Source organism: Pseudoxanthomonas sp. UC19_8, assembly GCF_042700505.1.
GTDB classification, from domain to species: Bacteria; Pseudomonadota; Gammaproteobacteria; order Xanthomonadales; family Xanthomonadaceae; genus Pseudoxanthomonas_A; species Pseudoxanthomonas_A winnipegensis.
The window spans coordinates 3,477,550-3,492,249 of record NZ_CP170559.1; the positions used below are offsets into that span (position 1 = coordinate 3,477,550).

A 14,700-nucleotide genomic window follows, 5' to 3' on the forward strand; every position below is an offset into this window, starting at 1 on the left:
GGCCGGCGTGACGCGGTCCCGTCCTGCTCCCCGGCCAACCGGATCGAAGCGCTGAACGCCTGGCTGGCAGCGCGTGTCGATTCCAGCGTCGCCGATGCCGACGGCGCGCGTCCGGATGTTCGCCTCAGCGCAGGATTCGCGCGCTTCTTCCAGATCCTTCGGCGCCAGGGGATCGCTATCCGCGCCGCAGCACCTCGCTCAGCGCGGCCTGCGCGAGGCGATTCTCCGCGGGCGTGCCGATGCTGATCCGGACCCAGGTGTCGTAAGGCGGGAAGGCGCGCGCGACCAGGATCTTGCGCGCCTTCAGTGCGGCGACGACCTCGGCCTGCGGTCGGCCGACGTCGAAGAAGACGAAGTTGCCCGCGGGCTCGGCGTAGCGCAGTCCCAGCCGGCGCAGGTGGTCGAGACAGCGCGTGCGCTCGGCGGCGACCTGTTCGCGCACCCACGCGAGGTGACCGGGATCGGCCAGCGAGGCGGCCGCGGCCGCGATCGAGAGCTGGTTCAGTCCGTGCGGGCTGCCGACGCCGCGCTTGCGCAGCGCGGCGGCCAGATCCGGCGGCACCAGGGCGTAGCCGATCTGCAGGCCGGCCAGCGCGTGGATCTTGCCCAGGGTGCGGAACACCGCGACGTTGCGCCCGGCGCGCAGGTGCCGCACCGCGGTGCGCTCGGCCGCGTCCGGCAGGTAGTCCAGATACGCCTCGTCGACGATCACCAGCGCCTTGGCCGAGGCGGCCAGCACGAAGGCATCGAAGTCCTTCCCCGGACTCACCGTGCCGGACGGGTTATGCGGATTGACCACGAACAACGCCCGGGTGTCGGCCTGGATCGCGGCCAGCAGCCGGGGCAGGTCGTTGCGCAGCGACGCATCCAGCGGCACCTCGATGGCGCGCCCTCCGAACGGCGCGGCCGCATCGACCAGCGCGCCGTACCCGGGCACCGAGTACACGAAGGTGCCGCCCTTGCCCGCCACGGCCAGATGCTGGCCCAGCGGCTCGAGCACTTCGCCCACGATGACCTGTTCGGGCGCGACGCCCTCGAGAGCGGCGATCTGCCTGACCAGCGCCTGCCCCTGCTCGGCGGTGACGTAGCGCGGCGCCAGCGGCAGGGCGCGCTGGATCGCCACGGGCACCTGCGGCGAGGGACCGTAGCTGCTTTCGTTGAGATCCAGGCGCACCAGCCCTTCGGCAGCGGCGGGCGCGTCGCGACTGGCGCCGGCCGCCATGCCGGGCACGAGCGAGGCCAGCGGCGCGGCCACGGCCAGCGCGGCGTTGCGCGCCAGCCAGGCGCGCCGGGACGGATCGAAGGCATCGTGGGAGGACATTAGAACTTCACCTGCAGTCTTCCGTAGTAATAGGCGCCGCTCCAACCGAACGGCGAGAGTTCGCTGTAGGGGAACACGCCATAGGTGTCGGCGCCAGAGACGGCGGGGGTGGTGGCGATATTGCGCGTGGGATAAGTGTTGAACACGTTGTCCGCGCCCAGCGTCAGCACCAGGTGCTTGGAAATGCGCAGCGAGACGTCCGCGTCGGTGATCCACTTGGCGTCCAGCCGTTGGATCACATCGTAGTTGCCGGCCGTCCCGGCCTCGGTGGGCAGGGCGCGGAAGGCGGTGCTGCCCTTGGCGAACTGCGCCACGTTGGCCGCGCTCTGGTTGGTAGCAGCGACCTGCTCGATCCGGCCATAGCGATGGGTGCCCAGGTGCACGCTCCAGGGGCCTACATCCCATGCCAACGCCAGGGTCAGGTTGTCCCTGGGCTGCCCCTTCTCCACGCGGGTCCGCTCGGTGATGTCGAACAGCGGCGTGCGCACGCCCAGCGCGAGGAGCTGCTCGGGGGTCGAGGCCACCCGGGTCAGCTCGGTCTTGTTTCGGTTGTAGCCCAGCGTGGCGGTCAGGCGGTCGCCGCCCTCCCATTGCCACACGTAGCGCGCGGACGCGTCCACACCGGTGGTGCGCGTGTCGGCGGTGTTGCTGAAGTAGCGCACGCTGGTGACGCCCGGCGAACCCAGCGCGGCCAGGTAGTCGCGGATCGCCGAGGAGCCCGCGCCGTCGACGAAGTTGCTGGACAGGAAGATGCGATCGTCGATGTCGATGCGATACACATCCAGCGAGGCCGTCAGCCCGGCGATGCCCCAGGTCAGGCCGGCCGTCAGATTGGTCGCCTTCTCCGGGTCCAGGTCGCGCGCGCCCAGCGCGCGGGCCTCGACCGAGTCCACCGGCGCCGTGCGCACCAGCACGTACTCGGGCAGTCCGGTGACGGCGTTGTTGAGCGTGCGGCTGCTGGTCGAGCTGAAGTACTGCTGGGCCAGCGCGGGCGCGTGGAAGCCGGTGCTGGCCGAGGCGCGCAGCGCCACGCCGCCGCCGAGTTGATAGCGCAGCGCCAGCTTGCCGTTGGTGGTCGAGCCGAAGTCGCTGTAGTCCTCCCAGCGCCCCGCCAGCGAGACCAGCAGGCGCTCGGTCACATCGGTATCGGCCTCGACATAGGCGGCGACGTTGTGCCGGCTGTAGTCGCCCGCGTCGCCCGGCTGGATGCCGGCGAACCCCTGCGATCCGATCGTCGGCACGGTACCCGCGGCCGGGCCGTCCAGCACGCGGTACGGGCCCCAGACGTAGGAGGCCTCCTCGCCCGGCCGGATCTCGTAGGTGTCGCGGCGGTATTCCAAACCAAGCGCCAGCCGCAGCGGCGCGTGCCAGCCGACTTCGAAACTGTTGCCGGCATCAGGTTGGTCGTCCACTGCGAGGCTTCGAGCGCGCCGTTGTAGAAGCGCGTCGGGCTGGCCGCGCCCAGGGTGGCGTTCAAGGTGTTGCGCGTGCGGTAGACCAGCTCGTTGCGGCCATAGACGCTGCTCAGATCCCAGCGCCATTGCCCCAGATAGCCCTTGAGCCCGGTCCCCAGCGAGCGGTCGGTGCTGTCGGTGTCCACCCAGGGCAGGAAGCCGTTCGGGTAGATCGCGCGCACGTTCTCCGGCTGCCCGGAGCGGCGCAGCGAGGCATTCGAACTGCCCTGGCTGTCGGTGGCGCCGCCGAAGGCGTACCACTCCAGCCCTTCGGCCCAGGACAGCGGCTTGCGCAGGTTGGCGAAGAAGGTCTTGTCCTCGGTATCGGCGCTGTCGGCGAAGCGCCACAGCGCGTCGCGGTCGATCGTCGCCTCGCGCGGATCGGCCACCGTGCCGGCGGCCGCGCCGCCGATGGGGTTGAGGCCGGTGCCCGAGCCATAGGCGCCCGACAGCGCGACGGCCTGTCCATTGCGCCCGATGCCGAAGTACTGCTGGCGCGTATCGGCCAGCGCGCGGTTGGCCGCCTTGCGGTCGCGATAGTCCCAGGTCAGGTGGATGCCGCCGCCTTCGGGAAAGGCGAAACAGGTGTCCAGCGAGACCTTGGTGGTGCCGCCGCCTCCGTCCTCGGTGGTGCCGCGGCTGACCGTGCCCTCGAAGCCATCATCCTCGCGCAGCACAATGTTGATCACGCCGGCGATGGCGTCGGAGCCGTATTGCGCCGAGGCGCCGTCGCGCAACACCTCGATCCGCGCAATGGCGCTGACCGGGATCGTGTTGAGGTCGGTGGAGACCGCGCCCTTGCCCACCGTGCCGCCGGTATCGACCCGGGCGCTGGTATGCCGCCGCTTGCCGTTGACCAGGATCAGCGTCTGGTCGGGCGAGAGCCCGCGCAGGGTGGCCGAACGGATATGCGTATTGCCGTCCGGCGTGGTCGGATGCGGGAAGTTGTACGACGGCAGCAGCGACTGGAGGATGGTGCTGACATCGGTATAGCCGCTGGCGCGCAGTTCGTCGCCGCTGAGCACGTCGATCGGGACGGGCGATTCCAGCACCGTGCGCGACTGGGTCCGGCTGCCGATCACGCTGACCTGGTCCAGGCGCTTGATCTCGGGGTCGGCGCCCGCCGCCGTCTGTGCGAACGACGGGGCCGCGACGGCAAGCAGCGACAAGGCGACGGCGGCGGGCAGCGCCGCGCGCGACGGGCGTGGATTCTTGGTTGGCGACATGGTGTGGATTCCCCTTTGGAGCCGATGGGCACCTCGGTGCGAGACCGCGCCGCCACGCCCCCTGGCGTGTGGCATGCAGCCGACATGCTCGTGTTCATCCTCCGGATCTGCCGCACCGCGTCAAAGAGCATGGCGGCATATCCTGATAACGCGGCGCCGCGCCGAGCGGCCGGCGTTGGACGCGGATCCCAGGCGCATTCCGCCCCCGCCGGCACCGTCACACGGCCCGCACATGGGCGGCATGAAGCTGGCTCCCCGGGGCTGCTGGAAGTGCGTCATGCGACTGCTCTCCTCCCTGCTGTTCTTCGCGCTGGGCCTGTCGATCGGCTCGGTCATCAGCTCCGTGCGCGACCAGCCCTTGCCCGAAACCGCAACCCCGACCACCGAGCGGGTGAGCGCCAGCGGCGCGCTGCCGGAGCAGAGCGCGGTTCGGCCTGCGGCCAGCCCAGGCCCCAGCGCCGCTCCGGGTTCAGGCGGTTGCGGCCCGGATCAAGCCGCCTGCCCGGCTGCCGCCGAGGCCTCCCTGCGCGGCTGAACGACGCGGGGCCAGCGCCAAGTGCTTGCGTGGACTGGGAAAGCTGCGCATAATGCGCGGCTCGCTGCGTCTGGCTTTCGGCCGGATCAGGGTCAGGAAGCGCGATTCCTTGCCCGCCTGGCAGCGGACCCATCCCGTATCGCATGGCCTGACCGCATCCGTGGCATGGGCCGGGGCCGCCATCTCCCAGGCTATGGGCGATCAAAATTACATCGAGGTGCACAGATGTCCCGCGTATGCCAAGTGTCCGGCAAGCGAGTGATGACGGGTAACAACGTCTCGCACGCCAACAACAAGACCCGCCGTCGTTTCCTGCCCAACCTGCACGAGCGCCGCTTCTGGGTCGCCAGCGAGAACCGCTGGGTCAAGCTGAAGGTTTCCGCGCACTCCCTGCGCACCATCGACAAGAACGGCATCGACTCCGTTCTGGCTGAGCTGCGTGCGCGCGGCGAAAAGATCTAAAGGAGATCAATCATGGCAGGCAAGCGCGACAAGATCCGCCTGATTTCTTCGGCAGGCACCGGTCACTTCTACACGACCGACAAGAACAAGAAGAACACCCCGGGCAAGATGGAAATGAGCAAGTACGACCCGGTGGTGCGCAAGCACGTGGTCTACAAGGAAGGCAAGATCAAGTGACCTCACGGCGCGGGCGCGAGCGCCCGCCTTTGCCGTGAGGTCATCCTCGCGAAAGCGGGGATCCAGCGCCTCCAGAAAAAGCCCGCCGCAAGGCGGGCTTTTTCGTGGGCCGATGGTGGGGCACCGAGCTCGATGCGCGTTGCTCGGTGGGAGCAACTGTCTCCTCAAATCTCGCAGCCGCCTGCCTGTAGAGCGGAGCTTGTGGCAATCCCCTCTTGGGGACTCCGCTGCTCTTCGTTCGGTTCGTGGGGAAGGCCCCAGCGGAGCAAGCTCCGCTCTACAGTTGGGAGCCGCCGTGGCGGCTCCCACAACAGCAGGGGCTTCGGGATGACAGCGTCGACCGGATCGGGATGTGCGGGGCTGCACCGGCTATCGGCGCGGCGCGCGGATCGGCAGAATCGGGCGATGACCCGATCCGCGGTGACTGGATGACCGAGACCTCTGCCATCGGCGGCTGGCTGCTGTTCCTGGACTGGGTGATCCGGCTGGCGGCGCTGGCGTGGATTCCCTCGCGCACCACGCCGGCCGCCGCGCGCAGCTGGCTGCTGCTGGTGGGCTTCGTGCCGCTGCTGGGCCTGCCGCTCTATCTGCTGTTCGGCCATCCCTGGCTCTCGCGCGAGCGCATCCGCCGCCAGGCCGAGGCCTCGCAGATGATCCGCGACGAGCAGAAGCCTCTGGTCCAGCTGCGCTGGCATCCGACCGGCGACGGCGCCGACACCGAGATGGTGCCGCTGGTGGAACGGCTGGGCGATTTCATGCCCACCCACGGCAACGCGGTAACGCTGCTGGACGACTACGAGGGTTCGCTGCGCGCGCTGCTGGAGGACATCGCCGGCGCGCGCGATCGGGTGCACCTGCTCTATTACCTGATGTTCGACGACCAGGTCGGCGATCTGGTGTGCGAGGCGCTGCTGCAGGCGGCCGCGCGCGGCGTGCAGTGCCGGCTGATGCTGGATGCGGTCGGCGCCAAGCGCGGCCTGCGCGCCTACACCGCGCGCCTGCGCGCCGGCGGCGTGCAGGTGCAGGAGCTGCTGCCCGGCGGCCTGCGCTGGCGCCGCAGCGGGCGCATCGACCTGCGCAACCACCGCAAGATCGCGGTGATCGACAACCGCGCCGCCTATGTCGGCTCGCAGAACCTGGCCGATGCCGGCGCCTTCGTGCGCGGCTATCCCAACCGCGAACTGGTCGCGCGCGTGGAGGGCCCGGCGGTGTCGCATCTGGAGGCGGTGTTCGCCAGCGACTGGTACCTGGAAACCGGGCAGCGCCTGGAGGTGATCGCCACCACCCCGGTGCGCGATGCCAACGTGGCCGCGCAGCTGCTGCCTTCGGGGCCTGCCTATCCGTTCTCCAATGCGCGCGACATGGTGTGCGCGCTGATCCATCTGGCCCAGCAGAAGCTGGTGATGGTCACCCCGTACTTCGTGCCCGACGACGCCACGCTGAGCGCGCTGCGCATCGCCGCGCTGTCCGGCGTGGACACCCAGCTGATCCTGTCGGCCAGCAACAACCAGACCCTGACCGCCTGGGCGCAGGAGTCCTACTACGGCGAGCTGCTGGCCTCGGGGGTGAAGATCGCGCACTACCGGCCGCACTTCCTGCATGCCAAGCACATGAGCGTGGACGACTCGATCGCGCTGGTCGGCTCGATGAACCTGGACATCCGCTCGTTCGCGCTCAACGCCGAGGTCGGCATGCTCTGCTACGACGCCGACGTGGTCGCCAGCATGCGCAGGATCGAGGCCGGCTATCTGGCCCAGGCCGAGCAGCTGACGCTGGAGCGCTGGAACAGGCGCCCGGCGTGGAAGCGCAGCCGCGAGGGCATCGCACGCTTGGCCGATTCGTTCATCTGAAGCCGCGCGTGACGGCGGCGAAGCGCGTCGCGCGCGACGTCGATGCCGCATGCGCGGAAACGCGCGACGACCGCCGGATTGATTGGCGCGGGGCGCCCCGCGCTTCAGCGCCCCCCGGACACCGCCAGCGCCTCGCGCGCCACGACCTCGGCCTGCCCGCGCAGCTCAGGGATCGCCAGCGATTCCCACAGCGCGCCGATGCGCAGGCTGCCGATCGCCAGCAGTCCGGGCACGGGCTGGCCATCGGCATCGCGCAGACGGCCGTTGGGGCAGGTGTCCAGGCCGATGCCGTGCGGACCGGGCGCGGCCAGGCCGCTGCCGACCAGCGCGGCCAGCATCGGGTTGCGCATGGCCTGCACGCGCAGCTCCACGCCGGTGGCGTTGATCATGTGGGCCACTTCCAGGGCGAGGATCTCGCCGTGCGGGCCGTGGCCGTGCAGCTGCACGCAGCGCACGCCGGCCATGGCCGTGTCCAAGCGCGCGCGATGACGCTGCAGCTGGCCGCGGGCGAGCGCCTGTTGCAGCTGCGCGTGCACCGGCGCGGCGATGCGGTGGCGGTGCACGTCCCACAGGCGCACGACGTGGCGCAGGAAGCGGCGCTGGTCGGCGCCGGACAGCGTGGTCCACAGCCGCTGCACGTGCGGGCGCAGGGCATCCATCACCGCTTGCCACGGCACGCCCTGCGCCTGCGCGCGGGCGACCTCGCGACGCACGGCGCGCAGGCGCGCGCGCAGCGGTAGGGCGAGCAGCGCTTCCACATCGACGGCCCGCGCCGGCGCGCCGTCGACATGCGGCAGCGGCATCAGCCCGTGGCGGGACAGCACATGCAGCGGACCGCGATGCCCGGCCGCCAGCAGCGCCAGCGCCGCATCGACCATGCTTAGGCCGGCGCCGACGATGCACACCGCGGCATCGGCCTCGATGCCGTCCAGCGCCGCGTTGTCCCAGGCTTCGATCCGGCGCGCCGGCGGCAGCGAGCGCGCGCCGCGCGCCGGCAGCGGACGCGGCGCGTTGCCGGTGGCCAGCACCACCGCCCGCGCCAGCACCGGGCCGGCGCCATCGAGCTGCAGCAGGAAGCCCTCGGCCTCACGTTCCAGGCTCAACGCGCGGACCGGGAGGTGCTGCAGCGTGGCCGGGCTGCCCGCACGCGCCTGGGCCAGGCGCGCGGCCAGGTAGGCGGCGAAGCGCTGCCGGGGCACGAAGGCCTCGGCGATCCGCGCGCGCGGCGTCTCCGGCAGGGCGTCCTGCAGCCAGTCGACGAAATCGCCGGGCGCCGCGTCGAAGGCGCTCATGCCGCCGGCGCGCACGTTGAGCAGGTGCTCCGGTCGCTCGGTCGCGTGCGCGGCGCCGCGGCCCAGCACGGCGCGCGGCTCGACCACCGCGATGCGCAGCGCCGTGGTGGCCTGGCGCAGCAGTTGGATCGCCACCAGGGTGCCGGCGGCGCCGCCGCCGACGATGGCGACATCGAACGACGTTGCGCTCACCGCCGTTTGGCCTTGGCCGCCTCGGGCGACGCGGTTTCGACCAACGGATGCGGGCAGTCGGTGGCGAAGAACTCGACCAGGAAGTCGATGAAGCTGCGCACCTTCGGCGCCAGGTGGCTGCGGCTGGCGTAGACGGCGAAGATCCGCATCGGCGCGACGCGATAGTCGGGCAGCACCTGCACCAGCCGGCCCTCTTCCAGCGCCTGGCCGACGATGAAGTCCGGCTGCAGGGTGATGCCCATGCCGGCGATGGCGGCCTCGCGCAGCAGGTCGCCGTTGTTGGCGCGCAGGCGCTCGGTCACGCGCAGGGTCTCCACGCCGCCCGGGCCCTCCAGGGTCCAGGTGTCGCCGCCGGCCGAGTAGCGATAGCCAAGCACGCCCACGCGCTCCAGGTCGGCCACGCTGCGCGGGGCGCCGGCGCGGGCCAGGTAGGCGGGCGAGGCGCACAGGAACATCTGCGCCTGCGCCAGCGGCCGGGCGATCAGCGAGGGCGTGGGCTGGCGGGTGATGCGGATGGCCAGGTCGTAGCCTTCCTCGACCAGGTCGACCAGGCGATCGGACAGGTCCACGTCCACGGTGACCTGCGGATGCAGCTCGGCGAAGCGCGCCACCAGTTCGCCCAGGCGGGCGATGCCGAAGCTCACCGGCGCGTTGATGCGCAGCAGGCCGGCCGGCTCCAGGGTCTGCGCGGTGACGGCGGCCTCGGTCTCGTCGAACGCGGCCAGCAGCTTCAGGCAGCGCTCGTGGTAGGCCGCGCCGGCGCTGGTCAGGCTGACGTGGCGGGTGGTGCGGTTGAGCAGGCGCGTGCCCAGGCGCTGCTCCAGCCAGGCCACGTGGCGGGTGACGCTGGGCGTGGACATGTCCAGGGCCTCGGCCGCGGCGGAGAAGCCGCTGCGTTCGACCACGGTCGCGAAGACGCGCATGGCATCGATGGTGTCCATTGTTGCTCGCCCTGTAACAAATTCTGGCCCGGGGCACAGTTTATCCCCGAGCGTTGCCACAATAGGGTGGTGGCCTGCTTCCCTGTCGTGACAGGTTCGCCCATGAACGCCGCCGCCCGCCTGCCCTCGCTGTACATCTCCCACGGCTCGCCGATGACCGCGCTGGACCCCAAGCTGGTCGGCGTGCGCCTGGGCGAGCTGGCGCGCACGCTGCCGCGCCCGCGCGCGGTGGTCATCGCCTCGGCGCACTGGCTGGCGCGCTCGCCGCTGGTGGGCGGCAGCGCACGGCCGGAGACGATCCACGACTTCGGCGGCTTCCCGCAGGCGCTGTTCGACATCCAGTACCCCGCGCCGGGCGCGCCGGAGGTGGCCGGGCGCGTGGCACAGCTGCTCGACCAGGCAGGCCTGGCGCCGCACATCGACCCGAACCGCGGCCTGGACCACGGCATGTGGGTGCCGCTGCGCCTGCTCTATCCCGACGCCGACGTGCCGGTGGTGCCGCTGTCGATCCAGCCGCTGGCCGGGCCGGCGCACCAGCTGGCGGTGGGCCGCGCGCTGGCGCCGCTGCGCGATGAGGGCGTGCTGGTGATCGGCTCGGGCAGCCTCACCCACAACCTGCACGACTGGCGCGGCGCCGACCACACTCGGCTGGCGCCGTATGTGCAGCCTTACATCGACTGGGTCGAGGCCACGCTGCGCCAGGGCGACGTGCAGGCGCTGCTGGACTACCGCCGGCGCGCGCCCAACGCCGCCCAGGCCCATCCCACCGACGAGCACTGGCAGCCGATCTACGTGGCCCTGGGCGCGGCCGGCGAGCACTTCCGCGCCACGCGCATCGATGCGGGCATCGACATGGGCTTCCTGGCGATGGACATCTACCGCTTCGACGACGCGGCACCGGCGCAGGCGGCGGCGTAACGCGCCGCGCTGGCGCCGCGGCTTAGCGCTGTTCGACCGGCGCCGCGATCCCACCGCGCCGCCAAAGTCCCACTCCCGTCGTTCCGGCGAAGGCGGGAACCCGTGGACTTTGGCGCGTAACGCTTGAGGCGCCGGGTTCCCCCTTCGCGGAAACGACGGTTTTCAGCCGCCCGTAGCGCGAGCCCAAACCCAATCGCGCCCCCCGCGACGCCCCATGCGAAAATAGCGCGCATGAGTGACGGCACCCGCCCGGCGGCAGGCAAGGACACGGGCGAGGGGCAGCGCAGCCTCGATGACGCCCTGAAGGCGCGCATCCGCGACACCTACGCCGCACTGCGCGCCAACACGCCCGGCTTCACCACGCGCCGCGCGCAGAGCCAGATGATCGGCGTGGCCTCGCGCGCGTTGGGCAGCAGCGGCGGCGTTGGCGTGGTCGAGGCGCCGACCGGCGTCGGCAAGTCCCTGGGCTATCTGACCGCCGGCGTGCCCATCGCGCTGGCGGCCAAGAAGAAGCTGGTCATCAGCACCGGTACGGTCGCGCTGCAGTCGCAGCTGGTCGAACGCGATCTGCCCGCCTTCCTCAAGGCCACCGGCATCCAGGCCAGCGTGGCCCTGGCCAAGGGCCGCACCCGCTACCTGTGCACGCGCAACGTGGCCGAGCTGCAGGGCACCGCGCCGGCGCAGGAGTCGATGTTCGGCGACGAAGGCGCGCTGTACGACCGCCCGCTGAGCCCGGCCGACGCGACCCTGGCCAACCGGCTGGCCAGGCTGTTCACCGACAACCAGTGGAACGGCGACCTGGACGCCGCGCCCGAGGCGGTCGGCCCGGCCCTGCGCGGGCGCATCACCACCAACGCCGCCGGCTGCGCCGGGCGCAAGTGTTCCTACGCCAATCAGTGCCCGGTGCTGAAGGCGCGCACCGCCGTGCGCGAGGCGCAGATCGTGGTCACCAACCATGCGCTGCTGCTGTCCACCCTGGCGCTGGGCGACAACGAGAACGGCCAGCCGCTGATCGCCGCACCCGGCGAGATGCTGCTGGTGCTGGACGAAGGCCACCACGTGGCCGGCGTGGCCATCGACCAGGGTGCCGCGCGCCTGCCGCTGGACGACATGGGCCGGCGCACCAGCCGCCTGCAGACGCTGATCGCGGCCACCTACCGGCTGGTGGACAAGGAGACCATCGCCAAGCTGCATCCCAACGAGGCGATCGAGCTGGCGGTCAGCGTCAGCCGCCAGCTCAAGGCCTTCCACGGCCTGCTGGAGGCGGCGTGGACGCCCGACCCGTCCGAGCGCGAGCCGCAGTGGCGCGCGCCCAACGGCCGGCTGCCGGCCGACTGGTCGGTGCCGATCGAGGCGCTGGCCGATGACACGCGCAGCCTGTTGAACTGGGTCAGCGCGGCCGCCCCGCTGGTGGGCAAGGCCAAGCAGGACGACGCCACCAAGGAGCGCGTGCAGCGCAACCTCGGCATGGCCCTGGAGCTGGTCCAGGCGCAGTACGACCTGTGGGCCGGCTGGCGCCGCGAGGACCCGGACGGCGCACCGCCGATGGCGCGCTGGATCACCCGCGACCGCGATGGCGACCTGGTGCTGCACTGCTCGCCGGTCTCGGCCGCGCAGGTGCTGCGCCAGCTGCTGTGGAAGGAGGTCGATTCGGTGCTGATGACCTCGGCCACGCTGACCGGCGGCAACGGCTTCACCGCGCTGGCCATCGACACCGGCCTGCCCGAGCATGCCGAGACGGTGACGCTGGAATCGCCGTTCGACCTGCCGCGCCAGGCGCAGCTGGTGGTGCCGAAGTTCCCCGCCGCGCCCGACGACCGCGAAGGCCATCCCAAGGAGGTCGCGCGCTATCTGGTGCGCGAGCTGGACTGGGGCAAGGGCTCGATGGTGCTGTTCACTTCGCGCTGGAAGATGGAGAAGGTCGCCGACCTGCTGCCGGTGACCCAGCGCAACCGCGTGCTGGTGCAGGGCGAGGGCAACAAGTCGCAGATCATCGGCGAACACCTGCGCCGCATCGCCGCCGGGGAAGGGTCGGTGCTGTTCGGCCTCAATTCCTTCGGCGAAGGCCTGGACCTGCCTGGTGAGGCCTGCACCACGGTGGTGATCACCCAGGTGCCGTTCGCCGTGCCCACCGACCCGCAGACGGCCACCCTGAGCGAGTGGCTGGAGAGCCGCGGGCACAACGCCTTCAACCTGATCGCCATCCCGCACGCGCTGCGCACGCTGACCCAGTTCGCCGGCCGCCTGATCCGGACCTCGACCGACACCGGCCGGGTGATCATCCTCGACTCGCGCCTGCTCAGCCGCCGCTACGGCCGCCAGATCATCGATGCCCTGCCCCCGTTCGCACGCGTGATCGGCTGACCGCTCCGCGGACGCAGCGGCTGTCGCCGTTTGCCGGTATTGTGCCTACGGTCACATCGCCGACGCTTCTTGAAGATGAGCGCCATCGCCCCCGCCCCCAAACGCCGCGCCGACGCCGAGCAGAACCGCACCCTGCTGCTGCAGGCGGCCGAGGAGGTGTTCACCGAACACGGCGTGCAGGCGCCGCTGGAGCTGGTGTCGCGCCGCGCCGGCGTCGGCCGCGCCACGCTGTTCCGCAACTTCCCCGACCGCCACACCCTGGTGCTGGCGCTGCTGGAGCGCGGCCTGGACCAGATCGAGGCCGAGGCCCAGCGCCTGGGCGACGATGCCGACGCGCTGGTGCCGTTGCTGCGCTTCGTGCTGGACCGGGTGGCGACCCATGCGCCGCTGGTGGACTACTGGCAGACCCAGGGCCGCGACCAGCCGGAGATCGAGGTGGCGATGATGCGGCTGATGACGATCTTCCAGCCGCCGTTGCAGCGCGCGGTCGACGCCGGCCGCTGCCGGGCCGACCTGGTGCCCACCGACGTGCTGCTGCTGCTCAAGCTGTTCAGTGCCTGCGCGGTGCCGATGATGCAGCCGCTGGCACCGTTCGAGCGCATCTGGGGCTTCGCGATGGACATCGTGCAGCCCGTCGCCGCCGAGGCCGACGCGGCCGGCTAGGGCCGCGTGCGCCTGCTTTCGCTGCTCCCCTTTGCGCGCAGCGCAAGGGGGAGGCTGGGAGGGGGTGCTTTTCGCGCAATGTTCGATGGTCAGCTCAGTACAGAACGCTGAAGCGCTGGCCGCTGTGCTTGGGCGATTCGATCTCGTCGAGCAGGGCCACCGCGTAGTCCTCGTAGGAGATGCGGCTCTCGCCCTTGGCATTGGTGAGGAAGGCGTCGCCCCCCAGGCGGAACTGGCCGGTGCGCTCGCCCGGGCCGAAGAACGCCGCCGGCGACAGGAAGGTCCAGGTGATGTCCTTCACCCCGCGCAGCTCGTCCAGGAAGGTCGCGCCGGGCAGCGCCTCGGACTTGTACGCGGCCGGGAACTCCGGCGTGTCGACCAGGCGTACGCCCGGGGCGACTTCCAGCGAACCGGCGCCGCCGACCACGGCCAGGCGCGGGATCTTGGCCGCGCGCACCGCGCTCAGCACGTGCTCGGGCGTGACCTCGGCGAACCTGGCGGCGCTGATGAAGACATCGTGGCCGGTCAGCTTGGCGCCCAGCCCCGCCGGATCGGCGGTGATGTCGCCCTGGACGAAGGCCACGCCCTCGGGCAGATCGTCGACCGGCTTGCGCGCGATGACGGTGACGGTGTGGCCGCGGCGCAGGGCCTCGGCCAGAAGACGACGACCGACGTTGCCGGTCCCGCCGAGCAGAGCGATGGATGCCATTGGAGTTCTCCTTGGTGGTTACGAAAAGGAACCATGGCATGATGGGCGTCAGCGCCGCGTCTGCCAAGAAGGGAACCCGACGTGTCCAGGTGACCCGCGTGTAACCCCCTGCCCGCTGATGCTCGACATCCCCAATCCCGAATCCCCAATCCCGCGCCATGACCCTGCACCGCTCCACCGCCCCCTACGCCGCCCACTGCCCCGTGCGCGATGTGCTCGACCGCTTGGGCGACCGCTGGAGCACGCTGGTGCTGCAGGCGCTGAAGGACGCGCCGCTGCGCTTCGCCGCGCTGCAGCGGGCCATCGACGATGTATCCAAGCGGATGCTGGCCAAGACCCTGCGCGGGCTCGAGGAAGATGGGCTGGTCACGCGCACGGTGTTCCCCAGCAAGCCGCCGGCGGTGGAGTACGCGCTGACACCGCTGGGCCGCAGCTTCGTGCCGCATATCGAGGCGCTGGTGGCCTGGGCGGAGACCCACCACGACGCGATCCGCAGCGCGCGCCGCCGCTATCAGGCCACGCCCGCGCACGACGGCGGACGCTGAGGTCGCGGCCGCCGCGACAGGCGGCGCCGTCACGCGCTGCAAGCGCCCTTG

13 protein-coding genes and 1 pseudogene are annotated in these 14,700 nt (G+C 71.2%); 8 read left to right on the forward strand and 6 right to left on the reverse strand.

Features of this window, described 5'->3' with window-relative positions; genetic code table 11:
• Window positions 1–175: 175 nt before the first annotated feature.
• The 3 genes and pseudogenes from ACFJIT_RS15380 to ACFJIT_RS15390 all read right to left on the reverse strand — a co-directional run.
• Window positions 176–1,321 (reverse strand): pyridoxal phosphate-dependent aminotransferase, encoded by a 1,146-nt coding sequence (locus ACFJIT_RS15380; RefSeq protein WP_379654142.1) that lies wholly within the window; start codon window positions 1,319–1,321, stop codon window positions 176–178.
• A complete protein-coding gene (locus ACFJIT_RS15385; protein WP_379654143.1) occupies window positions 1,321–2,862 on the reverse strand; it encodes a TonB-dependent receptor plug domain-containing protein in 1,542 nt (513 codons plus the stop codon). The genes ACFJIT_RS15380 and ACFJIT_RS15385 overlap by 1 nt, the downstream gene beginning before the upstream one ends.
• Before the next feature lie 659 nt (window positions 2,863–3,521).
• Window positions 3,522–4,076: pseudogene (locus tag ACFJIT_RS15390) on the reverse strand (TonB-dependent receptor plug domain-containing protein); the annotation flags it as partial.
• Between the two features lie 202 nt (window positions 4,077–4,278).
• Between ACFJIT_RS15390 and ACFJIT_RS15395 the strand changes: the two are divergent.
• From ACFJIT_RS15395 to cls, 4 genes are all read left to right on the forward strand, one after another.
• Window positions 4,279–4,536: a hypothetical protein gene (locus ACFJIT_RS15395; RefSeq protein ID WP_379654144.1), complete on the forward strand. Its 258-nt coding sequence runs from the start codon at window positions 4,279–4,281 to the stop codon at window positions 4,534–4,536.
• Between the two features lie 225 nt (window positions 4,537–4,761).
• Window positions 4,762–4,998 carry a 50S ribosomal protein L28 gene (gene rpmB / locus ACFJIT_RS15400; RefSeq protein ID WP_014159265.1) on the forward strand — a complete coding sequence of 79 codons (237 nt, stop codon included), beginning with the start codon at window positions 4,762–4,764 and terminating at the stop codon, window positions 4,996–4,998.
• A 9-nt stretch (window positions 4,999–5,007) separates the two neighbouring features.
• On the forward strand, window positions 5,008–5,175 hold the full coding sequence (gene rpmG, locus ACFJIT_RS15405; protein ID WP_122231031.1) for a 50S ribosomal protein L33: 168 nt from the start codon (window positions 5,008–5,010) through the stop codon (window positions 5,173–5,175).
• Window positions 5,176–5,603: 428 nt separating this feature from the next.
• On the forward strand, window positions 5,604–7,025 hold the full coding sequence (cls, locus tag ACFJIT_RS15410) for a cardiolipin synthase (protein WP_130514676.1): 1,422 nt from the start codon (window positions 5,604–5,606) through the stop codon (window positions 7,023–7,025).
• A gap of 104 nt (window positions 7,026–7,129) precedes the next feature.
• On the opposite strand, the gene ACFJIT_RS15415 is transcribed toward cls, so the two are convergent.
• Complete coding sequence (locus ACFJIT_RS15415; RefSeq protein ID WP_379654145.1) at window positions 7,130–8,509, reverse strand: FAD/NAD(P)-binding protein; 1,380 nt, start codon at window positions 8,507–8,509, stop codon at window positions 7,130–7,132.
• Entirely contained in the window at window positions 8,506–9,450 is a 945-nt protein-coding gene (locus tag ACFJIT_RS15420) for a LysR family transcriptional regulator (RefSeq protein WP_379654146.1), read from the reverse strand. Before ACFJIT_RS15420 ends, ACFJIT_RS15415 begins: the two co-directional genes overlap by 4 nt.
• 102 nt (window positions 9,451–9,552) lie before the next feature.
• Between ACFJIT_RS15420 and ACFJIT_RS15425 the strand changes: the two genes are divergently transcribed.
• From ACFJIT_RS15425 to ACFJIT_RS15435, 3 genes are all read left to right on the forward strand, one after another.
• Window positions 9,553–10,368: a dioxygenase gene (locus ACFJIT_RS15425; RefSeq protein ID WP_379654147.1), complete on the forward strand. Its 816-nt coding sequence runs from the start codon at window positions 9,553–9,555 to the stop codon at window positions 10,366–10,368.
• 231 nt (window positions 10,369–10,599) lie between these two features.
• Window positions 10,600–12,732, forward strand: a complete 2,133-nt coding sequence (gene dinG / locus ACFJIT_RS15430) for an ATP-dependent DNA helicase DinG (RefSeq protein ID WP_379654148.1) — start codon at window positions 10,600–10,602, stop codon at window positions 12,730–12,732.
• Between the two features lie 75 nt (window positions 12,733–12,807).
• Window positions 12,808–13,395: a TetR/AcrR family transcriptional regulator gene (locus ACFJIT_RS15435; protein WP_379654149.1), complete on the forward strand. Its 588-nt coding sequence runs from the start codon at window positions 12,808–12,810 to the stop codon at window positions 13,393–13,395.
• Between the two features lie 94 nt (window positions 13,396–13,489).
• On the opposite strand, the gene ACFJIT_RS15440 is transcribed toward ACFJIT_RS15435, so the two are convergent.
• Entirely contained in the window at window positions 13,490–14,104 is a 615-nt protein-coding gene (locus tag ACFJIT_RS15440; RefSeq protein ID WP_379654150.1) for an NAD(P)-dependent oxidoreductase, read from the reverse strand.
• Between the two features lie 158 nt (window positions 14,105–14,262).
• Here ACFJIT_RS15440 and ACFJIT_RS15445 point away from each other — a divergent pair, with 158 nt between their 5' ends.
• Window positions 14,263–14,649 (forward strand): helix-turn-helix domain-containing protein, encoded by a 387-nt coding sequence (locus ACFJIT_RS15445; RefSeq protein ID WP_130534861.1) that lies wholly within the window; start codon window positions 14,263–14,265, stop codon window positions 14,647–14,649.
• Window positions 14,650–14,700: the final 51 nt, after the last annotated feature.

Excerpts from the sequence above, each read along its gene's own strand:
- ACFJIT_RS15380 (WP_379654142.1), bottom strand. The coding sequence starts at position 1,321 with ATGTCCTCCCACGATGCCTTCGATCCGTCCCGGCGCGCCTGGCTGGCG.
- ACFJIT_RS15385 (WP_379654143.1), bottom strand. The coding sequence starts at position 2,862 with ATGGCGCTGGGATCTGAGCAGCGTCTATGGCCGCAACGAGCTGGTCTA.
- ACFJIT_RS15395 (WP_379654144.1), top strand. The coding sequence starts at position 4,279 with ATGCGACTGCTCTCCTCCCTGCTGTTCTTCGCGCTGGGCCTGTCGATC.
- rpmB (WP_014159265.1), top strand. The coding sequence starts at position 4,762 with ATGTCCCGCGTATGCCAAGTGTCCGGCAAGCGAGTGATGACGGGTAAC.
- cls (WP_130514676.1), top strand. The coding sequence starts at position 5,604 with ATGACCGAGACCTCTGCCATCGGCGGCTGGCTGCTGTTCCTGGACTGG.
- ACFJIT_RS15420 (WP_379654146.1), bottom strand. The coding sequence starts at position 9,450 with ATGGACACCATCGATGCCATGCGCGTCTTCGCGACCGTGGTCGAACGC.
- ACFJIT_RS15425 (WP_379654147.1), top strand. The coding sequence starts at position 9,553 with ATGAACGCCGCCGCCCGCCTGCCCTCGCTGTACATCTCCCACGGCTCG.
- dinG (WP_379654148.1), top strand. The coding sequence starts at position 10,600 with ATGAGTGACGGCACCCGCCCGGCGGCAGGCAAGGACACGGGCGAGGGG.
- ACFJIT_RS15435 (WP_379654149.1), top strand. The coding sequence starts at position 12,808 with ATGAGCGCCATCGCCCCCGCCCCCAAACGCCGCGCCGACGCCGAGCAG.
- ACFJIT_RS15440 (WP_379654150.1), bottom strand. The coding sequence starts at position 14,104 with ATGGCATCCATCGCTCTGCTCGGCGGGACCGGCAACGTCGGTCGTCGT.
- ACFJIT_RS15445 (WP_130534861.1), top strand. The coding sequence starts at position 14,263 with ATGACCCTGCACCGCTCCACCGCCCCCTACGCCGCCCACTGCCCCGTG.